At 42.5% G+C, this 25024-nt stretch carries 22 protein-coding genes; 5 read left to right on the top strand and 17 right to left on the bottom strand.

Annotated features, from left to right (window positions below; translation table 11 throughout):
* Nucleotides 1-16 precede the first annotated feature (16 nt).
* From M595_RS04840 to M595_RS04805, 7 genes are all read right to left on the bottom strand, one after another.
* Complete coding sequence (locus tag M595_RS04840; RefSeq protein WP_023064926.1) at nucleotides 17-3892, bottom strand: GAF domain-containing protein; 3876 nt, start codon at nucleotides 3890-3892, stop codon at nucleotides 17-19.
* A gap of 180 nt (nucleotides 3893-4072) precedes the next feature.
* Nucleotides 4073-4564, bottom strand: coding sequence for a chemotaxis protein CheW (locus M595_RS04835; RefSeq protein ID WP_023065007.1), 492 nt, complete (start codon nucleotides 4562-4564; stop codon nucleotides 4073-4075).
* Between the two features lie 88 nt (nucleotides 4565-4652).
* Nucleotides 4653-5018 carry a response regulator transcription factor gene (locus M595_RS04830; RefSeq protein WP_023065000.1) on the bottom strand — a complete coding sequence of 122 codons (366 nt, stop codon included), beginning with the start codon at nucleotides 5016-5018 and terminating at the stop codon, nucleotides 4653-4655.
* 339 nt (nucleotides 5019-5357) lie between these two features.
* Complete coding sequence (locus M595_RS04825) at nucleotides 5358-6596, bottom strand: response regulator (protein ID WP_023064954.1); 1239 nt, start codon at nucleotides 6594-6596, stop codon at nucleotides 5358-5360.
* A gap of 398 nt (nucleotides 6597-6994) precedes the next feature.
* On the bottom strand, nucleotides 6995-8326 hold the full coding sequence (locus M595_RS04820) for a pentapeptide repeat-containing protein (RefSeq protein ID WP_023064996.1): 1332 nt from the start codon (nucleotides 8324-8326) through the stop codon (nucleotides 6995-6997).
* A gap of 884 nt (nucleotides 8327-9210) precedes the next feature.
* Nucleotides 9211-10497 (bottom strand): glycosyltransferase family 4 protein, encoded by a 1287-nt coding sequence (locus M595_RS04810; RefSeq protein ID WP_023064916.1) that lies wholly within the window; start codon nucleotides 10495-10497, stop codon nucleotides 9211-9213.
* Nucleotides 10498-10749: 252 nt separating this feature from the next.
* Nucleotides 10750-12393, bottom strand: a complete 1644-nt coding sequence (locus M595_RS04805) for a DUF3352 domain-containing protein (RefSeq protein ID WP_040483594.1) — start codon at nucleotides 12391-12393, stop codon at nucleotides 10750-10752.
* 264 nt (nucleotides 12394-12657) lie between these two features.
* Between M595_RS04805 and thyD the strand changes: the two genes are divergently transcribed.
* From thyD to M595_RS04790, 3 genes are all read left to right on the top strand, one after another.
* Nucleotides 12658-13578: a thylakoid membrane protein ThyD gene (thyD, locus tag M595_RS04800; protein WP_023064963.1), complete on the top strand. Its 921-nt coding sequence runs from the start codon at nucleotides 12658-12660 to the stop codon at nucleotides 13576-13578.
* Nucleotides 13579-13582: 4 nt separating this feature from the next.
* Nucleotides 13583-15001 (top strand): GTP-binding protein, encoded by a 1419-nt coding sequence (locus M595_RS04795; RefSeq protein ID WP_023064984.1) that lies wholly within the window; start codon nucleotides 13583-13585, stop codon nucleotides 14999-15001.
* A 523-nt stretch (nucleotides 15002-15524) separates the two neighbouring features.
* Entirely contained in the window at nucleotides 15525-17027 is a 1503-nt protein-coding gene (locus M595_RS04790; protein ID WP_238987024.1) for a sugar transferase, read from the top strand.
* Nucleotides 17028-17088: 61 nt separating this feature from the next.
* Here M595_RS04790 and M595_RS04785 read toward each other — a convergent pair whose 3' ends face one another.
* The 4 genes from M595_RS04785 to M595_RS04770 all read right to left on the bottom strand — a co-directional run bounded on the left by M595_RS04785 (nucleotide 17089) and on the right by M595_RS04770 (nucleotide 20980).
* A complete protein-coding gene (locus M595_RS04785; RefSeq protein WP_023064944.1) occupies nucleotides 17089-17865 on the bottom strand; it encodes a WecB/TagA/CpsF family glycosyltransferase in 777 nt (258 codons plus the stop codon).
* A 43-nt stretch (nucleotides 17866-17908) separates the two neighbouring features.
* Entirely contained in the window at nucleotides 17909-19495 is a 1587-nt protein-coding gene (locus tag M595_RS04780) for a B12-binding domain-containing radical SAM protein (RefSeq protein WP_375339233.1), read from the bottom strand.
* Nucleotides 19496-19663: 168 nt separating this feature from the next.
* Nucleotides 19664-19918: an SWEET family sugar transporter gene (locus M595_RS04775; protein ID WP_023064964.1), complete on the bottom strand. Its 255-nt coding sequence runs from the start codon at nucleotides 19916-19918 to the stop codon at nucleotides 19664-19666.
* An 81-nt stretch (nucleotides 19919-19999) separates the two neighbouring features.
* Nucleotides 20000-20980 carry a 2-keto-4-pentenoate hydratase gene (locus M595_RS04770; protein WP_023064929.1) on the bottom strand — a complete coding sequence of 327 codons (981 nt, stop codon included), beginning with the start codon at nucleotides 20978-20980 and terminating at the stop codon, nucleotides 20000-20002.
* Nucleotides 20981-21218: 238 nt separating this feature from the next.
* Between M595_RS04770 and M595_RS04765 the strand changes: the two genes are divergently transcribed.
* Nucleotides 21219-21869 (top strand): YdcF family protein, encoded by a 651-nt coding sequence (locus M595_RS04765; RefSeq protein WP_023064970.1) that lies wholly within the window; start codon nucleotides 21219-21221, stop codon nucleotides 21867-21869.
* A gap of 119 nt (nucleotides 21870-21988) precedes the next feature.
* Here M595_RS04765 and M595_RS29045 read toward each other — a convergent pair whose 3' ends face one another.
* The 6 genes from M595_RS29045 to M595_RS04745 all read right to left on the bottom strand — a co-directional run bounded on the left by M595_RS29045 (nucleotide 21989) and on the right by M595_RS04745 (nucleotide 24395).
* Nucleotides 21989-22108: a photosystem II reaction center protein J gene (locus tag M595_RS29045; protein ID WP_023064980.1), complete on the bottom strand. Its 120-nt coding sequence runs from the start codon at nucleotides 22106-22108 to the stop codon at nucleotides 21989-21991.
* 68 nt (nucleotides 22109-22176) lie between these two features.
* Entirely contained in the window at nucleotides 22177-22296 is a 120-nt protein-coding gene (gene psbL, locus M595_RS29040; protein WP_023065014.1) for a photosystem II reaction center protein PsbL, read from the bottom strand.
* 9 nt (nucleotides 22297-22305) lie between these two features.
* A complete protein-coding gene (psbF, locus tag M595_RS04760; RefSeq protein ID WP_023064978.1) occupies nucleotides 22306-22443 on the bottom strand; it encodes a cytochrome b559 subunit beta in 138 nt (45 codons plus the stop codon).
* 22 nt (nucleotides 22444-22465) lie between these two features.
* On the bottom strand, nucleotides 22466-22717 hold the full coding sequence (psbE, locus tag M595_RS04755) for a cytochrome b559 subunit alpha (protein WP_023065011.1): 252 nt from the start codon (nucleotides 22715-22717) through the stop codon (nucleotides 22466-22468).
* 299 nt (nucleotides 22718-23016) lie between these two features.
* Complete coding sequence (locus M595_RS04750) at nucleotides 23017-24027, bottom strand: photosynthesis system II assembly factor Ycf48 (RefSeq protein WP_023064997.1); 1011 nt, start codon at nucleotides 24025-24027, stop codon at nucleotides 23017-23019.
* Between the two features lie 26 nt (nucleotides 24028-24053).
* The gene (locus M595_RS04745) at nucleotides 24054-24395 is read right to left on the bottom strand and encodes a rubredoxin (RefSeq protein ID WP_040483591.1); all 342 of its coding nucleotides are present in this window, start codon (nucleotides 24393-24395) and stop codon (nucleotides 24054-24056) included.
* A gap of 247 nt (nucleotides 24396-24642) precedes the next feature.
* On the opposite strand from M595_RS04745, the gene ndhC reads away from it, so the two are divergent.
* Nucleotides 24643-25005, top strand: a complete 363-nt coding sequence (gene ndhC, locus M595_RS04740) for a photosynthetic/respiratory NAD(P)H-quinone oxidoreductase subunit C (protein ID WP_040483590.1) — start codon at nucleotides 24643-24645, stop codon at nucleotides 25003-25005.
* The last annotated feature ends 19 nt before the right edge of the window (nucleotides 25006-25024 follow it).

Raw genomic sequence — 25024 nt, 5'->3', positions numbered from 1 at the left:
TACGATTCACTCTTGACTATTTTTCTTCGACTTTGAACTGAGAAACCCCAGTTTGTAATTTACCCGCAACCTCCAACAATTGAGTAAACGAATCAGCCACTTGTAAAGACTGTTCAGAGGTCGAACGAGCAATTCCAGCCACTTCTTTAATCGTGTGAGAAAGTTGACCCGAAGTTTGGGCTTGTTCCGTAGCAGAATCGGCAATTTGTTCAACTAAATTCCGAATCGAATGACTCACTTCTACCAATTCTGTCAAGGTCTGACGAGTTTCTTTAACCAAATGAGTTCCAGTCATTACCCGTTTTAAACCCACTTTCATCGCCCGTACAACTTCATTCGTTTCCGCTTGAATTTCCTCAACAATTTGCTCAATTTCTTGCGTTGCACTCGCCGATTGTTCCGCCAAAGTTCGCACCTCAGTCGCCACTGTAGCAAAACCTTGACCATCCTCACTCGCACGGGTACTTTCTACCGAAGCATTTAACGCTAAAACGTGAGTTTGATTGGCAAATTCATTAATCAAATTCACCACCCGAGAAATTTTCGCGCTGGCTTCTCCCAAATTTTTCACCTTGCGAGCCGTAATGTATACTGTCTTTTGAATCGCTAAAATGCTCTCAACCGTCTGATTCATCGCCGCATCACCTTTTTGCAAAATCTCAGAAGCTGATCGCACTTGGGTTTGAGCCGACTGAGCATTGTGAGCAACCCCTTGAATCGAATCCGCCATCATCTGAATTTGACTAAGCGCATTACTAATCGCATCAGCTTGGCGCAGAGCATCATTAGAGAGTTGTTGAATATCCTGTTCACTCCCGGCGGCGGTAGAACTCACCACATTCGCCCCAGACTGAACTTGCAACACCAATCGTTGTAAACTCTCAATCGTGGCATTAAAAAAGTCAGCAACCGTTCCCATCACCCCTTCTGAGACTCGCGCCCGCACCGTCAAATCTCCATTAAACGATTCTTCAATCTCACCCAAAAACCCTTCAATTTGTTGTTGTAGCTGTTCTTTTTCCTGTTGTTGTTGAACTCGGGCGACTTCTGCAACCTGACTGGCTTGTTGAATTTGAGTCAGCAATTGTGCCTGTTCTAAGGCATAACCCAGTTGCAAAGCCACTTGTCGGAATCCTTCAATTTCGGAATCAGGCCAAGTATCCTTTGTCAAACATTGATGAGCTTCTAACAATCCATACAAACTTTGATTAACAAAAATCGGCACACTAATCAAAGATTTAACTTGCCACTGGTGAAGTTGATCTTGATAAACTTTGGGTAACGTTGCTTTTTCAAAATCTTCAATCACCTGAATCCGACTTTGGCGATAGCGCTTCAACAGTTCAGCCCCGAGTGGTAAACCCACTTGTTGGAGTGAATGACTTTCTTCTTCTGAATCTGAGTCTTCTTGTGACAAAATTTGCAAACAATTGGGTTTAACTGCCTCAGAACTGACGTTGACAGCCGTTTGACCATTTTGTTCTTCATTAAAGCGATAGATCAAAATCCGATCAGCTTTAATTAATTCTAGGGATTCTTCAACAGTCGTTTGAAAAATACGTTCAGGATCAAGAGATTCCCGAATCCGAGAACTAATATCACTCAAGAGTCGGGCTTGTTGAGTAGCGGTGCGTTGTTCTTGGAGAAGGAAAGCCTGATCAAGTGCATAACCAATTTGAATCGCAATCTGTTGAACCAATTCAACTTCGTGGGATTTCCATTGACGGGGATGAGAACATTGATGGATAATTAACAACCCGTGTAGTTTTTGTTTGGCAATAATCGGCGCCACAATCATCGCCCGGACTTCAAAAGATTCCATCTGCCCGACTTGACATTCACTCAACTCACCCGCATAAACATCATCAACAACTTTGACTCGTCCTCGATAATAGGGTTTGATGTAGTTTTCTGCCAAACAAAAATCATCAACCGCTAATCCAATGGTTTTTGTTAATTCTGGATTAACCGATTCAGCAATAATCATTCCTGTCCAGTTCGCATTAAATTGATTCACAACCACCCGATCAACATCCAGTGTATCTTTCGTTTCTTCAACTGCCGTACTGACGATATCTTGATAATTGAGAGATTCCCGAATCCGAGAACTAATGGTATTCAAACGACGGGCTTGTTCGGCTGCATCTTGCTGTTTTTGCAATAAAGAAGCTTGATCAAGAGCCAGACCGACTTGAATCCCTAGTTGTTTGGTAAAGTTAATATCCGACTCGCTCCACTTGCGAGGGCCTGAACATTGATGAACAATCAACAATCCATGTAATTTGGTTTCCGCAATAATCGGCGCGACAACATTGGCTTTGACAGCCCAAGGCGCGAGCATTTCTGCATAACATTCCGCGTGTCCAGACTCCTGAAAGTCTTCTACGGTGGTAACTCGACCTCTGAAATAGGGCTTAACATAGCTTTTGGCAAAGCAAGGATCAGCAATTTTTTTCCCGAAGATCACCGGCCATTGGCTATCGACAGATTCTGCAATGACACTTCCTTCCCAATTTTCTGTGAATTGATAAATGATTACCCGATCGGCTTTGACTGCATCTCGGGTTTCCTCAACCAGCAGATCAAAAACTTCTTCCGGGTTTTGGGAGTTGCGGAATTTAGTGGTGATTTCGTTGAGGAGTCGGGCTTTTTTGGCGGTGGCTTGTTGTTCTTCGAGGAGATAGGCTTGATCGAGGGCGTATCCGAGTTGTACCCCCACTTTCCGCATCAGATCGATTTCCAGATCGTTCCAGGCTCTCGGCCCAGAACATTGGTGAGCAATCAACAATCCCATTAATTTACGGTTAACGAGAATGGGAGCAACCAGATTCGCTTTCACCTCAAAAGGTGCCAATTGATTGAGATAACATTCAGTTAATCCCGCCTCAAAGATGTTTTCAGTGGCGGCGACTCGTCCCCGTAAGTAGGGCTGAATGTAGCGTTGAGCAAAGCAAGGATCATCGATTGAGGCTCTTAATGCCGTCGGCCAATGACTATCAACAGATTCTGCAATCACGGTTCCTTTCCAGTTGGAATCGAATTCATAAACCAGTACACGATCACTGGCCAGAGCGGCTCGGGTTTCTTCGACGGTTGTGGCTAAAATATCCTCAACTTCTAAGGATTTACGGATTTGAGCGTTAATATGGTTGATTTGTTGCGCCTGTCGGGTGGCGGCTTGTTGAGTATGTAGCAGCAGCGCTTGGTCAATCGCATAACCAATTTGAGTCGCCAGTTGGCGGAAAAATTCGATTTCGGCTTCAACCCAGACCCGAGGTTCACTACATTGATGGGCGATAAATAAGCCGTACAGATACCCCGTGGGGTTTTCTGCGGTTTTGATTAAAATCGGAGCAATCAGGTTGGCTTTGATTGCCCAAGGTTCGAGTTGGGCGATATGACAGTCGGTGAGTCCAGCCTCGTAGATGTTGGGGATAGCTTTGACTCTGCCTTTTTGATAAAACTCCGCATAGCGTTCGGAAAAACAGGGATCGGCAATCTCGGCACCAATCGATGAAGGCCATTGCGGATCGACGGATTCAGCGGTAACTGTACCTTTCCACGACTGATCGAAGCGGTAAACAATGATGCGATCGCATTGTAGGGATAAACGAGCATCTTCAACGACGGTTTCACAAATGCTTTCGGTGCTGAGAGATTCCCGCATCCGTGAGGTGATCAGGTTAATCAGTTCGGCGCGTTCAGCAGCAGCACCTTCTTTTTCGATTAAGCCTTGGAGTTGGTTAATCCGATACTCGATATTAGAGCGTAAGGTGGTTAGTTCTTTGGAGAGTGCGGTGGTTTTGGCTTTTAATCCGGTGCGTTGTTGGGGGGAGTAAACAGATTGGGCTTCTGTATCGATCACGAGGGGAATAATGGCTGAGTTATCCATTCCGTTTGATTGAGGGGTGAATGATGATCGGTTTCCTGAGTAGGAGAAGTTAGAGTTGTTATTTTGAAAGTGATTAGAATTGGTTGGATGTACAGGTGAACTTGTCATAGTTTATCCGTGAATAAAATTGTTAGTTTAGTCGGAAAAATTGAATTTTAATGGACTCAGTTTAGATATTTTTCAATCTTCTAATGAGGCAATTGAGGTGGTATCTAAGATTAAAAATCGTTCTCCTTGAGGATCGATCCAGGCTCCTTTGATACAGTTTTTGCGGGTGGGATGCTCTAAAATTGATTCGGGTAAATCGACAGGGGAAGATTGATTTTTTTGAGGTTGACAACAGATAATTTTTCCCACTTTATAAATTAAGATTCCGAGAGATTTTCCTTGATTTTTTACTTTTAGTATGCTACAATTTGACTGGGAAAAATTTTCAGTCAGTAAGGGATCAAATCCCATCCAATAACTGAGATCAACCACCCATAACACTTCTCCTTGCCAGGGAAAAACCCCAACGACTGACGATGACATTTGAGGAAGGGGAACAATTTCATGGGGGGCAATGTTGATCACTTCAGCGAGTTGCTGTGTAGGCAACATGGCTTTTAGACTGGAGGTAATAGAGAGACTGAGAAAATGTTCAGTTTCTTGAACAGTAGATTGAGTCGCCATAAAAAGTCAAAAATTAAAACTTGTCGGTTCAAAATCACCCAGAACAATCAAGAGCCTAAATTTCTACAATCAAACCTTAACGGGTCAGTCAATTATTGATTAATCCTTTAAGCGTTTGGAGAATTTCTTCGGTGTTAATCGGTTTACAAATATAAGCAGATGCACCTTGTTTTAATCCCCAGTTCTTATCAAATTTTTCGGACTTGCTGGAGCAGATAATAATCGGAATTCCTGCGGTTTGTTCATGGTTTTTGAGTTCTCTACACAACCCAAAACCACTTTGACCGGGTAAAACAACATCCATCAGAATTGCATCAAATCTTTGTTTAGCAACCATCGCTTTTGCCGCTTCTGCTGTGGTCACGCTTAACACATGAAAACCCGATCTTTGTAAACATTCAGTTAAAATCTTTGCTTCAGTATTATTGTCTTCAACGACTAAAATGTGAGCCATTCAGTAACCTCCTATTGCATTAATAAATTGGTCAATGTAATCAGTTTTAACGAGAAGCAAAGGGTAGATTAAATGCAATACTTGATGCTAATTAACATCAGATAACAGCATTAACTTAAGGTTGACTCAACAACCCTCAAAAAGTGAGTAGATGCTCACGCTCGTTTCCCCTAAATGGACTCGAAACAGGAGATATCAATGCCGAATTTTTATGAAGATTAGATGGAAAATCAAAGATCGCCCAGACCGCTTTAAGTATCGTATTGATGCCGGAAAAATTGACCGTCTATCCCAGGCTACAAACTCAGTCATTACCCGGCTAATATCGACTGACTTGATCTAAAATTCACCGACACCGAGTTCAAAATTATTGCGAATTTCGAGTCCATAGTTATTTCCCTCCGCAGTAGGATTAGAAGATTGGGAAAGGTATCGACGCACAACTTTTAAGGTTTCTTCCGGATCAGGGGGTTTACCTAAAAATCCTGATGCACCAATCAGTTTTGTGCGACTGCGATCAATAACATTATCCCGACTGGTGAGAATAATCACAGGTGTATTTTTAAATGCAGATGCTTTTCGCAAAAACTGACAGATGGTATAACCATTCGCATCGGGCATCACCAAATCCAGAAAAATTAAATCCGGTTTGTATCTTGCCACTTGTGCGATCGCCTGCACTGGATCTTGCAGTCCCACCACTTGATATCCGGCAGGTTCTAGAATATTTTTCATCACCTGAAAGACCACAGGACTATCATCGATGCAAACAATTAAAGGCTTCTGTTGATCCGGTTCAATTGATGTGATTTCTGACTCACCCGGCGTAGACTCCCAACTCGCGGTTCTGAGGTTAAACGTCGGTGCAGGCAGATCCGGAACCGTTCGCAACTGGACTAACCCTTTCTTGATCAACGGGAGTAAGGCGCGAGTCACGGATGTCACAGACTTTCCTAAACGCAGAGAAATATCCCACAGAGTAAATTTGCCGTTGAGGTATTTATCCCATCCCGATAGCGTTTGGGAATGAACCGGTTTGCGCAGTAGCGGGGCTTCTGTAGGGTTCATTGAACCTAAGCCTGCGGCTTCCCATTGCGATCGCAGTTGTGATCCTTTACTGACGACAGGCTCCAATTCGCTGTAAGATAAACCCAAACCCAAGGAGACTTCCGAAGACGCTTCTGGAGAGGGTTGAGCTTTAGAAAAGGTATCCGTGCAGTTGAGTAGAGAAAATAAAATTTCTAAGGTGACATAACCGATAATCGTTTTAGCTTGAGTGAGTGTGAGTTGTTCGTTAGCGACACCTTGATAGAGGAGTTGATATTCCCAAGGTTTCTCACTATCGAATGAGACAGAGTTGGGTTGGGGTTTCCAGTTGGGGCTATTTTTCTTGAGCGCCCGATGCCAACGTCGTACCCGATGAAAATCACTGGTTGCATAGAGCAATTGACCATTACAAAAATGAAGTTTTCCTTCTTTAGCAGGATTGCTAAGAACAACATCACCAGTGGCAAGTTGTTGACTGAGGGTGTCTAGTTGTTGAGTTAAGCTCTCTAATTTGGCCGATTCAGCACTCAAACTCTTATCCTCCTTAGAGTCGATTGGTCATCAATAAACGGTAAGATGCTTGCTTCAATAATCCGGATAAAATCTCTCTTTGAAGCAGTCTCTAATTGAGTTTTTTGCTTGTTTATTTCGTTGATCCGGAGAATTTTTTACCTATTTTCGAGAGTTACATCTGTTTTCAGGCTCGTCTTATTTTCCGAATAAATTGATCAATTTCCACCCTTGAAAATAAAGTTTATTATCCGAATTTATCTCCCCCCTTTTGACAATCTATAATATGCTTTTCAACGGGTTTCCTTCTGTTCTATTATAGCACTACGCATTTAAGTTAGGACATTTCTAGATCCTAAAACCCTTTCACAGTCTACTGTTCCCTGATCCGGTGTTCCCTGTTCCCGATTCAAGTAGCGCTATATACTCATATGATCGTGCTGAACAGCAAGTAAACGTATAATTTCTTGTAGAGTCGCACTTTGCTTGAGGTCTTGTTCTCGCGTCTTCTGTTTGAGTTGATTTTGCTCTTGATACTGCTTTTCAATCAGATTAAGCTGTTGATTATAGAATTGATTTGCAACCCAATCGAATTCTAATTTTTCGATAAAAGGAGACACTTTAAATCGAATCAGTAATTTTTGATCTCCAGTCATTTCTAGAGCAATCACGGATAAATTTTCTACTCCATATTCAGCTTGTAAAGCTTGAAATGAGAGATAAAAAGCTTGCCAATCAATTCCCGTGGGAAAGGTCAGATCAACTGTTTCTAAAGCGGGTTGAAAGAGCTTGGTAAATTCTCCCACACCAAAGGTTTTATTGGGATCACGTGGACACCGTTCTTGTTGATCGTCTTTTAAATAAACATATTCACAAGTCACCAATTTTAGATTTGTTGCACTGTTGAGATCCCAATCTTCAATACAAGCACCAGTGAGGGTGACTCGCTCAAAATTTGTTCCGAGAATTTGAGTCGCTCGTAGATTTGCTTCGGTGAGGTTGGCTTGGCTAAAGTCGGCATGGCTGAGATCTGCACCGCGTAGGTTTGCTCTCCACAGATCCGCCCCCGTGAGATTGGCTTGGCTGAGATCGGTTTCACTGAGGTTAACTCCCCACAGATCCGCCCCCATCAGATTGGCTTCTCGCAAATCAGCGCCCCACAGATCCGCATTGATCAAATTTGCTCGACTGAGATCGGCTTTCCATAAATTGGCTTCTCTGAGATCGGCTTCTCCGAGATCTAATCCTTCCACGCCTTGGTTAAGAATTTGCCAAACAAGTTTCCATTTTTGCTCCCAACTGGTTTGCAGATCGATAATTGTGTCTTTGAGGTAAACCCCTCTAAAATCAGCTTTCCAGAGGTTGGCTTCACTCAAGTTAGCAGACTGTAAGTTAGCGCCCCACAAGTCGGCTTCACTCAGGTTTGTTCCCATCAGATTAACTCCGGTGAGATCTGCACCACGCAAGTCGGCTCTCCATAAATAAGCCCCACTCAAGTCGGCGTTTCGTAGATTCGTACCTCGCAAGTCGGCTCTCCAGAGGTTGCTGTCACTCAAGTCTGTACTTCGCAAGTCGGCTCCCCAGAGATCAGCACTCCAAAGATCAGCCATCCATAGATTAGCTCCACTGAGATCTGCTCCACTGAGATCGACACCGCGTAAATCGGGCTTGACTTCTGGATTGTTTTCTCTCCATTGATTCCACATCTCAATTCCCTGTTTGAGTCGGGCAAGATGTTCCTCATTTGCCATGCAATATCAGCTCCCAGTCCCTTTAATTGTGCTTTTTAGAGTTGTTTAAGGCACGGATTTCTCCACAATTTCTGCATACCTAAAATTAGGCAACTCAGATTTGAGTGCCAGAACATCAAGGAGATTTCTGTTTATACTTAATTAAGCAACTCAGTAATGAACAGTATTACAAGTCTCTCTAAATTCTATTCACTACAGTTAATACCAATTCACCCTGATTATCAAATTTCACAGAAAATTCACAGAAAATTTACAAAGAACGAGTTGTTATTTCCCTGAAGATTGAAAGCACGTTTCCGGTTAGATTCAACCCAATAACGGCTTAGTAGAATACCTTTATTCCTTCGTCACCTTGTCAAACTCTTAAACATAGGGGTTTTTTTCGGTCTGTGAACTTGTAGCGATACACCCACACTTGGCTAACTTAGATCAGATTGCTAGCTACTGCTCAAAACTTTATGCAGCGCACCCTATTGTTTTATCTATCATAACTCGCCCTAGAGGAGATTGTCAACGGCACACCCGGTTTGCTTTACAGTTTCTTTAATCAAATTAAGGTAGTGCAAATTGAACTGAAAATGCTAAGTCTCTCTGGATTAGCTTTTGTTTCTACCCAGAATAGAGCTAAAGTCTTATTTGGATCTTAAGGTGGATATGCTGATACCAATATTCGTGACAGTAATATTCCCGATCGCAACAATTAATCTGATAACGATTAGAACAGAAATAGATTACAAAAATTTATTCAGCCATCAGGGTAAACCATTTTTTTCCAAAAAAGTCAAGATCAGTTGGTCAACTGATGATCAACTGATCTTGACTGAAAAATAGCTGTTCTTCAATGAATTATTCTTAACGAGAGATAACTTCTATCTCCTCCTGAATTAATGGATGTCGGAATTTGACTTAATAATCGGTTTGAATAGGGAAACTTTTTCGGTCGGAACAACCTCAGAAAATAAGGTTTCGTACTGTTTTAAAGCTTGCTCAAAAGAAAAGAATTCTTCGGCATATTTACGACCTCGTTCACCTAATCTTTTCACTCGTTCTGGATCGTGATAAAGTTCTAAAAGGCTATTCGCAAGAGCCTCTGCATCTTCTGGAGGAACAACCACCCCCGCCCCACTTTTAACAATTGCTTCTTTTGCCGTTCCAGTATCAGGAACAGAACCGACTACTGCACATCCACTCGCTAACAAAACAGGGATTTTTGAAGGCAGATTAAAAACGGTAACGTGACTTTTTTGAATAACTAAACCGATATCAGCCGCCGAGAGCATTTCTGGTAGTTTTTCACGGGGTTGAAAGGGTAACAAACAGACATTGGTTGCATCACAGGTATTGCAATATTCTTGTAAATGACCTAAAGCTCTTTCTTCTCCGACAATCACAAAAGCAATTTCAGGAATATGTTTTAATTTGGCTGCGGCTTGAATAACCGTTTCTAAACCTTGAGTTAGAGCAATATTTCCTGAATACAATATCACAAATTTATCTTCAAGTTGATGCTCTTTTCGGAAGGGATTATTTTCTTTAGGCAAAGGTCGAATAAAATCGGTATCAACCCAATTGGGAATATAACTAATCTTTTTCGAGGGTACACCTTTTTGTTCTAAGGTTTCAATAAATCCTGTTGCAATTACACTCAATTGATCGGCTCGCCAATAGGCAAACTTTTCTAACATTTCAGCAATCGCGACTAACGGCCCTCCTTTTTTCAGCAGGTTGACACGCACAGCCGCTTCAGAAACAATATCTTGAATATTTAACACAAACGGACAGCGGTTCACCCAAGCATAAAGAGCAACCGGAACACAAACTAATAAAGGGGGTTCTGTGGCAAAAATAACATCAGGTCGCCAACCATTAATCGCTTGAAATAAACTGGTAAAAATAAAACTTCCATCCAACAAAATTCGATCCAATACACCCGGTTCAGGGCCACGAACAAAGATATAACTGCGTTGAATACTGACTCCGTTTCTTTCTTCAGTTAGATAAGATTTACCTTGATATTCGTCATAAATGCGGCGTTGGGGATAGTTGGGCATTCCGGTAACGACTCGGACTTCGTGACCTTGCTTGACAAGACCTTCAGCTAACTCAGTCATCAAAGGGGCGATGCCAATCGGTTCCGGATGGTAGTTATAGGAGTAGATTAAAATACGCATGGTCTTCGGCAATAGTAAAATGTAGATTGTTAGAGTTTAGCGGAGTCAAAACTCCCTTTCCCGAATCTTTGTGTTTAAAAATATTTCGCGCATGACTCTCTCTAGATGCTGAACCCTAGTTGAGACTAAAACAAGTGTGTTTGAGCGCAGAGTTCAAATCAGTCACGGCAATGCTCCTGAATCTGGCAGTTAGTTAATATTTGCCAAACTACAGAACATCTTACCCAGTTATCCGGATTGCTCTGTCACTTTTTAGTTTCTTTTTGGTTTGAGTGTTAAAATCATTTCTACTCTAGCGGTTTCTTGATCGAGGCGAGTTGCACTAATTCCTAACCCCTGAACTGAGTTGATCAATGCCAAAGCATTGGGTTGAACGGCGATCGCCGGTGCCGCAATCAGATAACCCGTTGCCCAAGTCACTAGCTCCTCAACATCGAGATAAACATAGCTGTGATTAGCTTGGGGTAATAATTCCGTCACATTTTGATAGCGCGGATTGGCCGTGATCGGGAGTTGGGGTTCACTCGTAATTGCTTCGACAACAGGCCCTCCAAAGGCAATAAACACTAAATTCGATTGTAGCCAACCATGTCCAAATAAAGTCCCTTGTTGAGGATCTTTCCATTCAGTGACTTCGACTCCAGCGATCGCTCGTTGTTCAACATTCACCGGAGGATTGCTCCCAGAGACGACTGTATCGAGTTGAGTCAGCATTCTTTCGGCCGCAGGGCGATCGCTCGTTTCTAGCATCAACACCCCGCCCAAGCCCAAAGGAGCCAGCACTCCTTCATCGTTAGCGATCAACCCCAATGCAAATTCACCATCCATCCAGCCAAACACATCTTGATCCGCATCTAAATTAATCGCATTCAGTCCCCGTTTGATTTGTCTAACAACACGATTGAGATCAGAATTGTCTTCAGCTAAAGTGAGAATTTCTGACCAAATTTCCTTAATGCCTTGAGTTTGAATTAATCCAATTGTTTTCGTGGGAAAGCGAGTGACGAGCGGATCGAGGTGAGGTTGTTGAGATTGACGGATGGCGCGATCATTGAGTTGAGTCATCGCTTTGAGATGAATTCCGAGTTGATCAACTCCAATGGCGAGAACCACAGACTTAACAGGCTTGATGTGGGATAAAACCTGCATCGATAATTGAGAAGACGGGGAAACATCAGCCGTGATTTGTTTGATAAAGGTAGAATATTCTGCAATATAGAGAGTGGTAATCGGATTAGGAACATCAACACTATTGAGAAAAGCCTGATTTGTTCCCGTTAAACTCGCTAAAGAGGCTTCACCTAGAGCTGTATCAATCGCTCGTTCAATCGCGTTTGGATCGGCAGCGACAATAATATGATGCCTGAGTACGGCAACATTGTAACGTCTGCCTTCTGACTCGGTATACTCAACAATTTCTACACCTTTATAGTCTCGTTGCTGACGTTGAAGATTGGCTTGATCATTAAACTGACGAGCAAAATGCCAAGCTTTGATCGGGTTTTTGATACCCACAACCATCAACACATCAAAATCTTCCGGTTCTTGTCCATCTTCATTCGGTAAAAGAGCAACCATCACTCCCCCGATCCAAGACTGAAGATCCCGATCAAATTTGAGGCTAGTATCGGCTAAACTTTTTTGTTTAAAAGTCGTTAAACTTTGAGTGATCCAAGTTCGCGCCTCTGGCGTACCAAACTGCTTGAGGTGAGTCAGTGCTTCTGGAGTGGACGAGATAAAAGTTGCCATCCGAGCATCTGCGGGTACAAGCTTGGCACTTTCGGTTACACTATAAGCTCGTACTTTAGCTGTTTTTAGATAAAGCAGACTTGTTAAAGCACCCACACAAATGACCGTTGCAGCTCCAACCAGCACGTTAAGTTTCTTCAGTGGCATTTTTTCAAGTTCACCGTTTTCAGTTCGCAGTCTCTATTTATCTTAAGAGTTCCCAAAATAGTCAGAAGTCGTGAGGCAAGATCTCACATCTCCCAATTTCCCACCTCCCTATCTCCTAACCGGGAGTGAATGCTTTAATTGTGTATGAGTGGCGAGGAATTGACAACAAAGCAGAGAGTTGTCTTGTCGCTCGGTATAATCAAAAACAAGTTGAGATTGATCGCATATCGAGTCTGAACTGAGTCACTCAGTAGTTATAAATTGATGAAAGTAGCAATTACCGGAGCAACAGGATTTGTCGGGACTCGCTTGGTTGAGCGGCTTCACAAAGAAGGACATCAGGTGGTAGTATTCACCCGCAACCCCGAACGCGCCCAGCGTATTTTTCCCACTTCTGCCTATCCTCAGTTAGAAGTTGTCGGCTATACTCCAACAGAATCGGGATCTTGGCAACAGGCGATCGCTGGATGTCAGGGTGTGGTTAATTTAGCAGGGGCTTCCATTGCAGAGGGACGCTGGACTCCTCAACGCAAACAAGAAATTATCAATAGTCGGGTGCAAGGCACCGAAAAACTCGTCGAAGCAATTGAACAGGCTGATTCTAAACCGACGGTTTTGGTCAATTCTTCGGCAGTCGGTTATTACGGCACCAGCGAAACCGCAATATTTGATGAAACCAGTCCACCTGGGGATGATTTTCTCGCTCAAGTCTGTCAAGCTTGGGAATCTGCTGCCGAAAAGGTTAAAGAAGCGGGAACTCGTTTGGTGATTGTCCGCACCGGAATTGTCTTAGGAATGGGAGGGGCTTTGGCAAAAATGTTAACGCCATTTAAACTGTTTGCGGGGGGGCCTTTGGGTTCCGGAAAACAGTGGTTTTCTTGGATTCATCGAGATGATTTAGTGAGTTTAATCATCTTTGCGCTGACGCATCCAGAAGTTGAAGGAGTGGTTAACGGTACCGCGCCTAACCCCGTTCGGATGGGACAGTTGTGTAATACCCTCGGGGATGTTTTACACCGCCCCTCTTGGCTCCCTGTACCCGATTTTGCTCTAGAAACCCTGTTGGGAGATTCGGCGAAGTTGGTGCTTGAAGGTCAGCAAGTGATCCCCAAACGCACGGTATCCTACAATTTTGACTACCAATATCCTACTGTTAAACCTGCCCTAGAAGATATTGTCCGATAATCTTATGACTTCCTCTGACTCTGTTGAATCTTGGGATTTTGATCGCGCTCGTCGCAGTCTCCGACAGGCGATGACTCGGTATTCTAACAAACGACGCCAACGACAAAACCCCCCAGAATTACAAGCAACTCTCAAAACACAGTTGGATATTCTCGCTGCAAGTTTAGATAAATTGGATCAGGGTTTGATCCGAATTGCGGTTTTTGGTTTGGTGAGTCGGGGAAAGTCGGCGGTGTTGAATGCGCTGTTGGGAGAACATATTTTGCAAACGGGGCCTTTAAACGGCGTGACTCAATGGCCTCGTTCGGTGCGTTGGACGGTGCCTTCTCGGTATGATGACCAACGAGACAGTATTCCGGTGGAGTTAATTGATACGCCGGGACTCGATGAGGTGGGGGGTCAGGTTCGAGGTGAAATGGCTCAAGATGTGACTCGTCAGGCGGATTTGATTTTGTTTGTGGTGTCGGGGGATTTGACTCGCACGGAATACGAAGCGCTTTGTGAGTTGCGAAGATCAACAAAACCCCTAATTGTTGTTTTTAATAAGGTTGACCTCTACACTGATACCGAACAACAGGCGATTTACTACAATTTACAACGGTTAACCGCCCCCGACGCCCTGGATTTCGATTTTGACGATCTAAACTGGGATTCTCCTACCCCACCCTTGACAGAGGGAGAACAGGCGAAAACAGACTCCTCTCTGTTGGAAGTGGTACGAGTTGCGGCTGAACCTGCTGCGGTGCAAGTGCGGGTTGAATGGCCTGATGGTCGGGTGACTTCAGAATGGGAGACTCCTCCGCCTCAAATCGACGAGTTGAAAACGGCGATTGTTAATATTCTTCATCTTGAAGGGCGCTCTCTTTTGGCGTTGAATGCGTTGGTACAAGCGCGAGAGGCGGAACAGCAAATTGCTCATCAGACGATTAAACTTCAGCAATCGGAAGCTGAGGCGTTAATTTGGCAGTTTACTAAGTATAAAGCGATCGCGATCGCTATTAATCCGATTGCTATTATTGATGTGTTAGCGACCACAATTAGTGATTTGATTTTGATTCGTTCTCTCGCTCGTTTGTATGGTTTACCGATTACCAATTATGAAGCCAGTCAGCTTTTAAGAACGATTTTGTTGAGTGCGGGTGGGATGATTCTCGCGGAGTGGGGAAGTGGTGCAATATTAGGATTAGGTAAAAGTGCCGCTGGATTAGCGACTGATATTTCGACTTATGCGGGTGTGGCTTTGACTCAAGCTTCGATCTCGGCGTATGGAACATATACAGTGGGTCGGGCGGCTCAGGTTTATCTCGAACAAGGCTGTACTTGGGGAGAATCGGGGATTGATACGGTGATTCAAGAGATTATTAATCAAGTGGATCGTGATACAATTGTTTATCGATTGCGACAAGAATTCACAAAACCTTAAACTTATTTATATTTTAAAGACTAGAAGGGACAATTATTGATTCCGAATCACTGATTAAATTATCTCAGAAAAAAGTAGGGAAATCAACTCGGATTTGGTATGATAGATTTGTGATCACAGTTAGGAATAGGAAAACTAGCACTATCCCTAATTTTAGATAAGCTGATGTTTTTAGGAGACAAGGGATTAATCCTCTCAAACTCAGGATTGAACATTTCCACTCTAAAAATTAATGAGGAGAGGATGCTGTTTATATTCCAACCTTTTTGATATTGTATCATCAATAATCGGAAAGTTATTGATTTTACGATTCAACTTAACTCAAGTTTGTTAGAATTGATTGCAATTGAAGCCCAACTGGGTTCATTGTATTAGCAGATTAAGTGATTAGGGTTGCATTTATTAATCATAAGTTATCTAATCTAGGATCTAAATTCTGATTAGAAATAAAATCAAACTCTATTGATAGTTAATAGAGTCGTTGTTCTCAACAATGTTATTTTCAAACCAGAGTAATCAAACCATGCTCAAGAATGTGCCGAACCCTGAAAAAAAACGTGAACCTCAAGTTGACAACGCTCAATTTAACGACCAACGCGCTCCCAGTATTCTACTTCATCTGGACAAAGGAGCCGCAATTGCTTTAGTCCGAAATCTCATTCTTTGCCTTTGCGATTCTCTATTAATTTCCCTGGGATGGTTAACGGCTAAATGGATTGTTATCAGCACAAATTTTTTTAAAAGTGTTGGGTCTTTTGATCTGATTGGAAGTTCACCAGAACAACCGGGTTTCTTATTCCCTATATTAGCGATTACCATTGGTATTATCGCCGCCGCCGGTCTTTATAGTCGCCGTGATAGTCGTCGTCGTTTTCTGCGTTTAATAAGCTGTTTAACGTTGGCACAAGTGATTTTAATTGTGTTAGCTTTTCTCTATAGACCCGGTATATTTTTGTCTCGCTCTCTTTTTATTCTAGCTTGGATTTTTACCGTTGTTTTTGTTTTATTCGGTCGTTTTCTATTAGAGTTAGCTGTCATTACCGTTCGCAGCAAAGGAATATTAACGCGCAAAATTTTTCTGATTGGAACTCCTCGGGATACTTTAGCTGCCAAAATATCACTGAAACTGATTAGTAATCGAGAATTTCAAGTGGTGGGTCAAATTGATTTATCGACGATTGAAGGACAAAAAAATTGGCCGAAAATTCTAGAAGATATTCAACAACAAGATGTAGGAGAAGTATTTGTTTGTTCTTGGCAATCTATTCCGAATCCGATGTCTTTTTATTGGAATTTAAAAACCGCAGGGATTAACTTACGAGTATTACCAGTTGGCTTAGAATTGCCTTATCAATCCCCTCAAATTGAAATGATTGGTCGAATGCCAACAATTCAGTTTTCAACCCCTGCCATTATGGGAACTGATTTCTGGTTAAAACGAGGATTTGATTTAACGGTTGCGGTATTGCTGTTAATTTTTATTAGTCCGATTTTGCTGTTAATTGCAGTTTTAATTAAGCTAGATTCACCGGGGCAAATTTTCTACAAACAAACTCGTTTGGGTTTACGAGGACGGCATTTTAAGGTGTGGAAATTTAGAACAATGGTGATTAACGCTGACCAATTAATGAAAGAATTGGAAGCTAATAACGAACTTAAAGGCGGTGTTCTCTTTAAAATGAAAGATGACCCTCGGATTACAAAAGTCGGCAAGTTTTTGCGTAAATATAGTTTAGATGAACTGCCGCAATTAATTAATGTTCTCAGGGGTCAAATGAGTTTGGTTGGGCCGCGTCCTCTGCCTTTACGAGATGTTGAGGGATTCGCGCCTCATCACTTTGCACGACAAAATGTTTTACCGGGAATTACGGGTTTGTGGCAGGTTTCTGGACGTTCAGATATTATTGATTTCGAGAATGCTTTTCGTCTGGATGTGATGTATATTAATAACTGGTCACTGTTGCTTGATTTTCAGATTTTATGGAAAACGGTTCATGTTGTTTTCAATCGCAAAGGAGCTTATTAATTCAAAATTTTTGTCATGCTGAACTCTATGAAGCATCTCAGATATCCCACGTATTTCTAATTTACTGCGACCATTTTTCGACGGGAAGTACCCCAATAAATTGTAGAAATAATAGAATCAAGTACAACGGATTGAGAAAAACATATCGTTTCCAAAGCCGTTTCGGTTCTTGCCACAGTCGAAATGCCCACTCTAAGCCTCCTCGTTGCATCCAACCGGGGGCTTGAGGAATATTACCTGCATGAAAATCAAACGCCGCCCCAACACAAAGAATCGGACAATTGAGTAAATCTCGATGTTCAAACGCCCATGTTTCTTGACGAGGACAGCCTAAACCCACCAATAGAATATCTGTTTCTGAGGTTTGTATTTGTTTGATAAAATCAGCATCTTCTTCTATAGTGAGTGGGCGATAAGGTGGAGAAATAGCACCGCAAATTTTAAGGTTGGGAAATTTTTGTTGAAGATTAAACTCTAATTTTTCCAACACTTGAGGCGTTGAACCATAAAGAAAAATATTAGCCCCTTGTTGGGCGGCTTGTTCACAAACATATAAGGTTAAATTCGGCCCATAAACTCTATCTTTGAGATTGGTTTTGTAGAGTAAGTTCAAAGCCCACCGTACAGGTTGCCCATCTGGACAAACTAAATCAAAGCGGTTTAAACGATAGCGATAAGCTTTGTCTAAAACTGCCGTCATAATCCCGTGAACAGGTTGGGCGGCGACAATCAGGGATTGATGATTTTTAGCCCCATTCATCACCTGATTGACTGCACTTTCATAGTCAATGGCGCTGACTTTGACCCCTAAAAGGTTATATTTCCCTAAATCAAGCATCAGAATTCACCGATGAATTTAGCCCAAAATTAGGCTAACTTTATTATACTGCGGTTGGGGTACAACTCGACTGTTTTTTGATCTGAGAATTTGCCTCCGCTAAATGCTTTTTCAGTGTTGTTTCCGGGAGTGGCCCTTGTAGATGATGCCACGGGAGAATATTATCAAGATGCCAGTTCTCATAAACATAATAATCGAGTTCGGGTAATTGTCCCCGCAACTCTTTAAAAGCCCGTCGATAACTTCCCAAAGACTCACCATAGCCTCTAACTAATTCTAACAGATGAGAGACTCGGCGATCGCCTCGGGAAATTAAAGCTTGAATCACTGACCATTTATAACTTTCTGGACGAAACTCAATTCCATTTTTACGAAGATTTTTTTCTAAAAATTTCAGCCTTTTTTCGGCTTCTGGGTTGACTCCAAACCATTGAAAGGGAGTATGAGATTTTGGTACAAAGGTACTACAACCCAGGGTTAACTTCAAACCAGGAGCGGCTTTTTTGAGTTGTTTCATTAAAGCCAGAGTTGCTTCTAAATCTTCGGATTCTTCGCCGGGAATTCCGACCATTCCATAGAGTTTTAAGGCTTTTAATCCTCCAGCTTTAGCATTGACAACGGCTTGAACAATTTCTTCGTTCTCTAACTTTTTATTGATAATTTTTCTAATTTTATCGCTGCCACTTTCTATGGCAATGGTTAAACTTTTTGTATCTCGTTTGGCTAGAGTTTCTGCAAGCTGAACGGTAACAGTATTGGTTCTCACAGATGCAATACTTAACCGAACATCGTCATATTTGGGTTGACTGAGATAGTCTAATAATTCGTTAAATTCAGGGTGTTGAGTGACAGAAGCCCCCAACAAACCAATCCGTTTCGTAACGGTTAAACCTTGTTCAATTGCCGGAATTAATGAGTTTTCTAAGCTAGCTGTTCTAAACGGTAAGGTAAGATAACTGGCTAAACAAAAGCGGCACATTTCCGGACAACTGCGAACCACTTCCACCATGAAAATATTTTCCCAGGCGGCTTTTTCGGTGACAACAGTAGAAGCCGATAAGGTATTTCCGCGATAGGTTTGTTTTTGAACGATTCTCGGAATGTCTGCTGTTATCGGTTCAATTGATGTTATTTTACCCTCTTGACTTTCATAACTGACCTGATATAAACTAGGAACATAAATACCTGGAACTTGAGCAAGATGTTTTAATTTTGTTTCGCGGTTGGCGGTTCTGACTTGTTGATAAGCGGTGATTAAATTGGGTAATAAGTCTTCGCCATCTCCCAATAAAACCAGATCAAAAAAGTCTGCAAAAGGTTCAGGATTTGCGGTTAAAACAGGCCCTCCCCCAAAGACTAACGGATGAGAATCGTCTCTGTTGACTGAACGAATGGGAATATTGAGAAATTCTAAACGTTCTAAAATATTGACATAATCTAATTCCCAAGACACCGAAAATCCGAGTAATTCGGGTTGAGTCGGTAACGGTTCGTGAATATCTGTAAATAGCCGACTAACTTGTACATCACGACGCAAAGCTAAAGTCGCCCAAACAATTTGATACCCTAAACTGGTAATTCCCACAGTATAGTCGTTGGGAAACGCAAAAATAATCGGAATAGCGTTCATATCCGGTGTCGCCGGAGTAAACAGAAGACGTTCGGAGTCGAAGACAGAAATACTCACAGGCTAAGTTAAAATTCAATAAAGACAAGTAGCAATTTTGGAAAATTAAAATAGACTTCTAATCCATTTCAGAAATCTTGCTTATAGAGTTGAAACAATTTACATTCAATCTTAACGATATTTTAGCTTAAAAAAGAGAATTGTTGAAGCCAAGCTCAGGGTGACAATATTCGCTGCAACGATGGGTAAGTCGCCAATTAAAGCACCATAAACAATCCACAAAAAGACACCCGTACAAAACATCACAAACATTCCCAGGGAAACATCACGAGTTGATTTCGTTTTCCAGGTTTTAATCACTTGTGGTAAAAAAGCAACGGTGGTTAAAGCCCCTGCCAGCAGTCCAATTGCTGTAATTAAAGTCATCCCTACACTACCCTTAATTTAGCCTCTCTCATTCTAATCGCACCCCGTTCTTTTAGGTATTACCTTCTTTTTATTGCGGGTTCACTCTGAAAAACTGACCGAAACTTCCACAGGTTGAGCTTCTAAGCCAATATAACGGGCGCGAATGGTGGTTTTTGCTTGCACAGGCATTAACGGGGTAATCGTCCCGAGAGAGAGCAAATCTCCGGGTTGAAGACGTATCCCGGCGGCTTTTAAGTGATCTCGTAGCCACAACACCGCTTTGAGAGGATGTCCGAGTAAAGCTGAACTTTGGCCCTGGGCTAATTCTTGTCCACTTTCATCGAACAAAATCACTTGAATATTGCCTAAGCGTTTTTCCCATTCTGATGTAGCAGCCAGAGGGATAGGTTGACCCAAGACTCCTAATCGCGCCCCAACATTAACAGCAACTAAAGCCGCAGCATTGAGTTTAACATCGCTTTGATAGATTAAATCCGGCAGTTCGATAAAAGGAATCACCGCATCTAAACTTGCAAGCACTTCTTGAGGCGTTGTGGCTTCGTTAATACTATCATCACCGACTCGAACCATTAAGTCAGCTTCAAATAGAGGTCTAGCCCCAAAATTAGCTGAAACAACAGCGCCATTATCGAGTAACATCTGTTGGAGGAGAACACCCCGCACCGGATGAGTAACGTTAAACCGTTCTTGGGCGATGGGGCTAGTGAGTCCCGCTTTATAACCCACGACTGGGCCTAAATGAGAAGTGAGAACTTGAACAAATTCTTTTTGTAGGGAAATCGCCTGTTCTATCGTCATATCCTCACTTAACGCAGCAACAGGTTCACGTTTTAGGTAGGTATTTGCTAATTGTTGCGCTAAACTGGAGTCTGTGGCAATTATTTCGGTGGAGAGGAGATCACGTTCTTGTCTTGAGGTTAACGACAAGCTATCCGATGTCGAGGTTTTGTCAGGAGAGCGAATCGCGTTAGTCCTATTGGTCAAGACGAGTGTGCTAACAGTTGCACAAACAGCAGCAATGGAGAATCGCAGCCACAGATTATTAAGTAGAGTCAGCATTAGTTTCAACAGATAGATCACAGCAGTGTAATTTCACTCATTTGGGTGAGGATTTATCCCCTTGATTGGGGAAGTCACGGCTGAGATCTTAATATTATCCTAGAAACATTGATTCTCAAGGCAACAGCATTAAAGGTGTGAGTGGATTTAACAAGAGTTTAGCACTCTTTGTTCATCTCAATTTCTCAAAATTCTGAGAAGCTGTTTTGACGAGAGCAAGTGGTTTAAGAAGAGTCATATGAATATTAAACAACTCTTTCAGTCTTTCAATCTACCCAGTCTAGGCGTAACATCTGCTTTATCAGTTGGTGTTGCCTTAACAACTTTAGCCAATGTGATTTCAGTTCGATCCACCTTAGCACTTCAACAAACCCCTGAACCGCAAGCCATTCTGATGTTGGGTGGAAATCCCAATCGGGAAGAATTTACCGCCGAATTTGCCAAAAAACATAATCACTTAGATGTTTGGGTTTCATCGGGTGTGGATCGCCGCACCGCAACTGAGATTTTTCAACAAGCTGGAGTGGACTTAGGGCGAGTCCATCTAGACTATCGTGCCGTTGATACGGTGACAAATTTTTCAACTTTGGTTGAAGACTTGAAAAAACGGGATATTTCTCATGTTTACTTGATCACTTCAGATTTTCATATGTCTAGGGCGATGGCAGTCGCCTCGGTTGTGTTTGGAAGTCAGGGAATTGCCTTTACTCCTGTTCCGATTCCAACGGAAGGTTATCCTTCTGAGTCAGAGGTTCGGATCGTGCGAGATGTCAGTCGGGCTGTGGTGTGGACGTTTACAGGTTGGGCGGGAGAAAATCTTCATCCCCGTTATGCTTTACGTCGGGCGATCGCCGAACGAGATGCCGCACCAATACCTGAACCGAGTTAACACGAATTTTACATCAAAACATTAAAAATCCCGCTCGTTGTCGAGGGGGATTTTATTGAATATATAAAAACTTTGGTCAAGCCAAAGTTCTATATATCCCTTGCCGGATGGCTTTTATCTTACATGGCGGAACCAACACCCACGTAAGAACCATAGAAGAATATACCAACAACCACTAAAACACCAGTTCCAGCAACAGTTGCTACTAACCATAAAGGAATTCGGGCTTGTCCAGACACGATTTTTTACCTCTTATTTCAAAGCTTGACTGACGTAACGAGCAGCTCAATTGAGAATGATCTTCTAGTTAGTTAAAGAAGTAACTAGAGAATAAAATACCCAGTACAAAAATCAAGAGTAAACCCAGATAAAGAGAAGTCCGGTTTAACTCAACGGGCTGACGATTCCGGTTGGGATTACGCTCCATAAAAACCTCCTAGCGTTGGATAAACTGCATTGCGGCGATCGCACCCAAGAAAAAGACGGTGGGAACAGCCAGGGTATGAACAGCAAGCCAACGAACGGTAAAAATCGGATAGCTTACGGGTTCATTGGGATTAGAACTGCTAGTCATGTTATTAAACTCCTAATTTAAACTACTTGCCAGTATATTCATCAATCTGTTGTTTCCCGCTAAAGCGATCAGTAACAATCGGAATTTCTTGACGTTCTTGAGTCGGGAAATACTCATCAGGACGGGGAGTTCCAAAAGCATCGTAAGCCAAACCTGTGCTTACAAATAACCAACCTGCAATAAACAATGCTGGAATGGTGATGCTATGAATCACCCAATACCGAACACTGGTAATAATATCCCCAAAGGGACGCTCTCCGGTATCACCTGCCATATCTAATTCTCCTGATTACAACGGTTTACAAATTTGAACTCAGAGACTTGAAATTATACTACGTTTTGAGAGTAGGGTTTTAAAAGCCAATCTCCCCTGCTGTTTGACAGAGGCTGGTTCTATTTTTATCCCGGTTCTTAAAGGAAGGGAATCCTCTATTTCCTTAGTCTCGCATCTGGGCGTTTCAATTCCAAAAGTTTTTCAGGGTCTTAAACGCCTATCACTGTATTATGATACGAAATTTGTGAATTTGTAACAACCCAATTGAGCAATTGATCTCCTTTGATTGAGTTTAGAGTTCAAACTGCCGCTTGGGAGGGCTGACCTGTGTATCTCAGTAGCGTTCCTCTTTGACCGAGGATAAAACCTTTTTCTGGGTTAATAAACTTAATGCGGTTAAAGTTAGCGGGAATATCTTCAACTTGTTTATCTTTAAGCCAAGTTTCTCCGCCATCCAAACTACACACCAAGTTTCCACTCCCACCACTGACCCAGATTTCTTCAGGAGTTCGATACGCTAAATCTAATAATCCCCAACTGGTGGTATATTCAGGTTTAATCGCTTCGCTCCATTCTTCCGGGTTTTCGGGTTCACTAAACCGGAGTTCACCACCTCGGGCGATCATCCACAAACGACCATCTTCCCCAAAGCCCATATTTTCTAGACGCTTAGAGCTATAACGGTTGTGGGGTTCCCAAGCTTTTGATCCCGGTGTCCAGATAGAATAAAAGTTTCCTTTCGCCGATACAGTCATGTATTCACCCTCAGAGGAACGGGCGACATTACGAACAACTCCCACGGCTTCTTCGACTAGGGCTTTCCAGTGTTCACCCCCATCTTCTGTGCGATAGATAGCGCCGATATCAGTTGTCATTTCTGCTGACTGTGGCTCGAGTGCAACTATCTTGTAAGGCGCACCGGGAAGTTTAGAACTTAATTGAATGCGAGTCCAAGAATTCCCGTCATCGGTGGTATGTAATAAAACAGAAGGTTCACCGACCACCCATCCTTCAGAACCCGAGAAACTTACCGAAGCTAACCGTACCTTTTCTTCACCTAAGTCTAGGGCTTTTGTTTCCCAACTTTTCCCGCTATCGGTTGTTTCTAACAGCGTAGAACTACTACCGACAACCCAACCATGATTCGGGTTTTGTTCTGAAAAAGCGACATCAAATAAATTGGCATCGGTAGCGATGGGAATCAGTTCCCAAGGGTTATAACTGAGGGCGGGCAGATACTTACAACTGGTACACAGGAGAATAACAGCAAATACAACTAGAATTTTTCGCAAAAATTTCATTAAACTCATGGGTTTTAGATCGGTTCAAGTCGCTTTTATTTCAAAGCATACAAGCTCATAAAAAACAGAAAACCTAAGGCTAGTCCACCAAAAATGAGTAGGTTTTTTTGTTGAGAGGTCAGTGTATTTACACCTAAGCCATAGTTCAAATTTTCTTTAAAGCCAGAAGGCCCTTCTTTCGATCCAATGTTGGAAAATTGACTTCTTGGTGCCCCACAAACTGGACAGCGCCAGCCCGCGGGAATTTCTTCAAAGGGTGTTCCGGCCGAAACCGCTACTTGTCCCATTGAAGTTCCTTTGGTGGGTTCGTAAACGTACCCACAGGCTCTACATTCGTACTGATCTAGCGGTTGAACTTCAGTAGCTTGATCGCTCATAGCTTAACCTGGAGGAGTCATTAATTCTTAAAATGTCTATTACATAATATTACAGAATCTCACCAAAGCCAATCAAAAAATGGAATAGGGCTAGGGAGATGGGGGAGAGACGGAGATGGGGAGAGAGAAAAAAACGTCTAACCTCACGACTTCTGATGACTTCTGAAGAAAGCCTGCTCCACTCACCCAAGGCACCCCTATAATGTATAAAGACAATTGATAGTACACTAGCAGTCAATCAGCCATCGTGTTTATTCTCAGTGGTTATGAATACTTTCTAGGCTTCCTGATTATCTGTAGCCTAGTTCCCCTTCTTGCCCTTGGTACATCCAAGCTGGTACGTCCTCAAAGCCGAAAGGGTGTGCGACGCACTACCTATGAGTCGGGTTGCGAACCGATCGGTGGTGCCTGGATTCAATTCAATATTCGCTACTATATGTTTGCCTTGGTGTTTGTCATTTTTGACGTGGAGACGGTGTTTCTCTACCCCTGGGCGGTGGCCTTTCACAAGCTGGGATTGTTAGCGTTTATCGAAGCATTGATTTTTATTACCATTCTTGTAATTGCCTTAGTTTACGCATGGCGCAAAGGCGCACTGGAATGGTCTTAAGTAGTTGTTAGTTAGAATT

Source organism: Lyngbya aestuarii BL J (assembly GCF_000478195.2).
Taxonomy (GTDB): domain Bacteria; phylum Cyanobacteriota; class Cyanobacteriia; order Cyanobacteriales; family Microcoleaceae; genus Capilliphycus; species Capilliphycus aestuarii.
The sequence above is the reverse complement of the archived record's forward strand: the minus strand, read 5'-3'. Positions and strand labels throughout refer to the sequence as shown.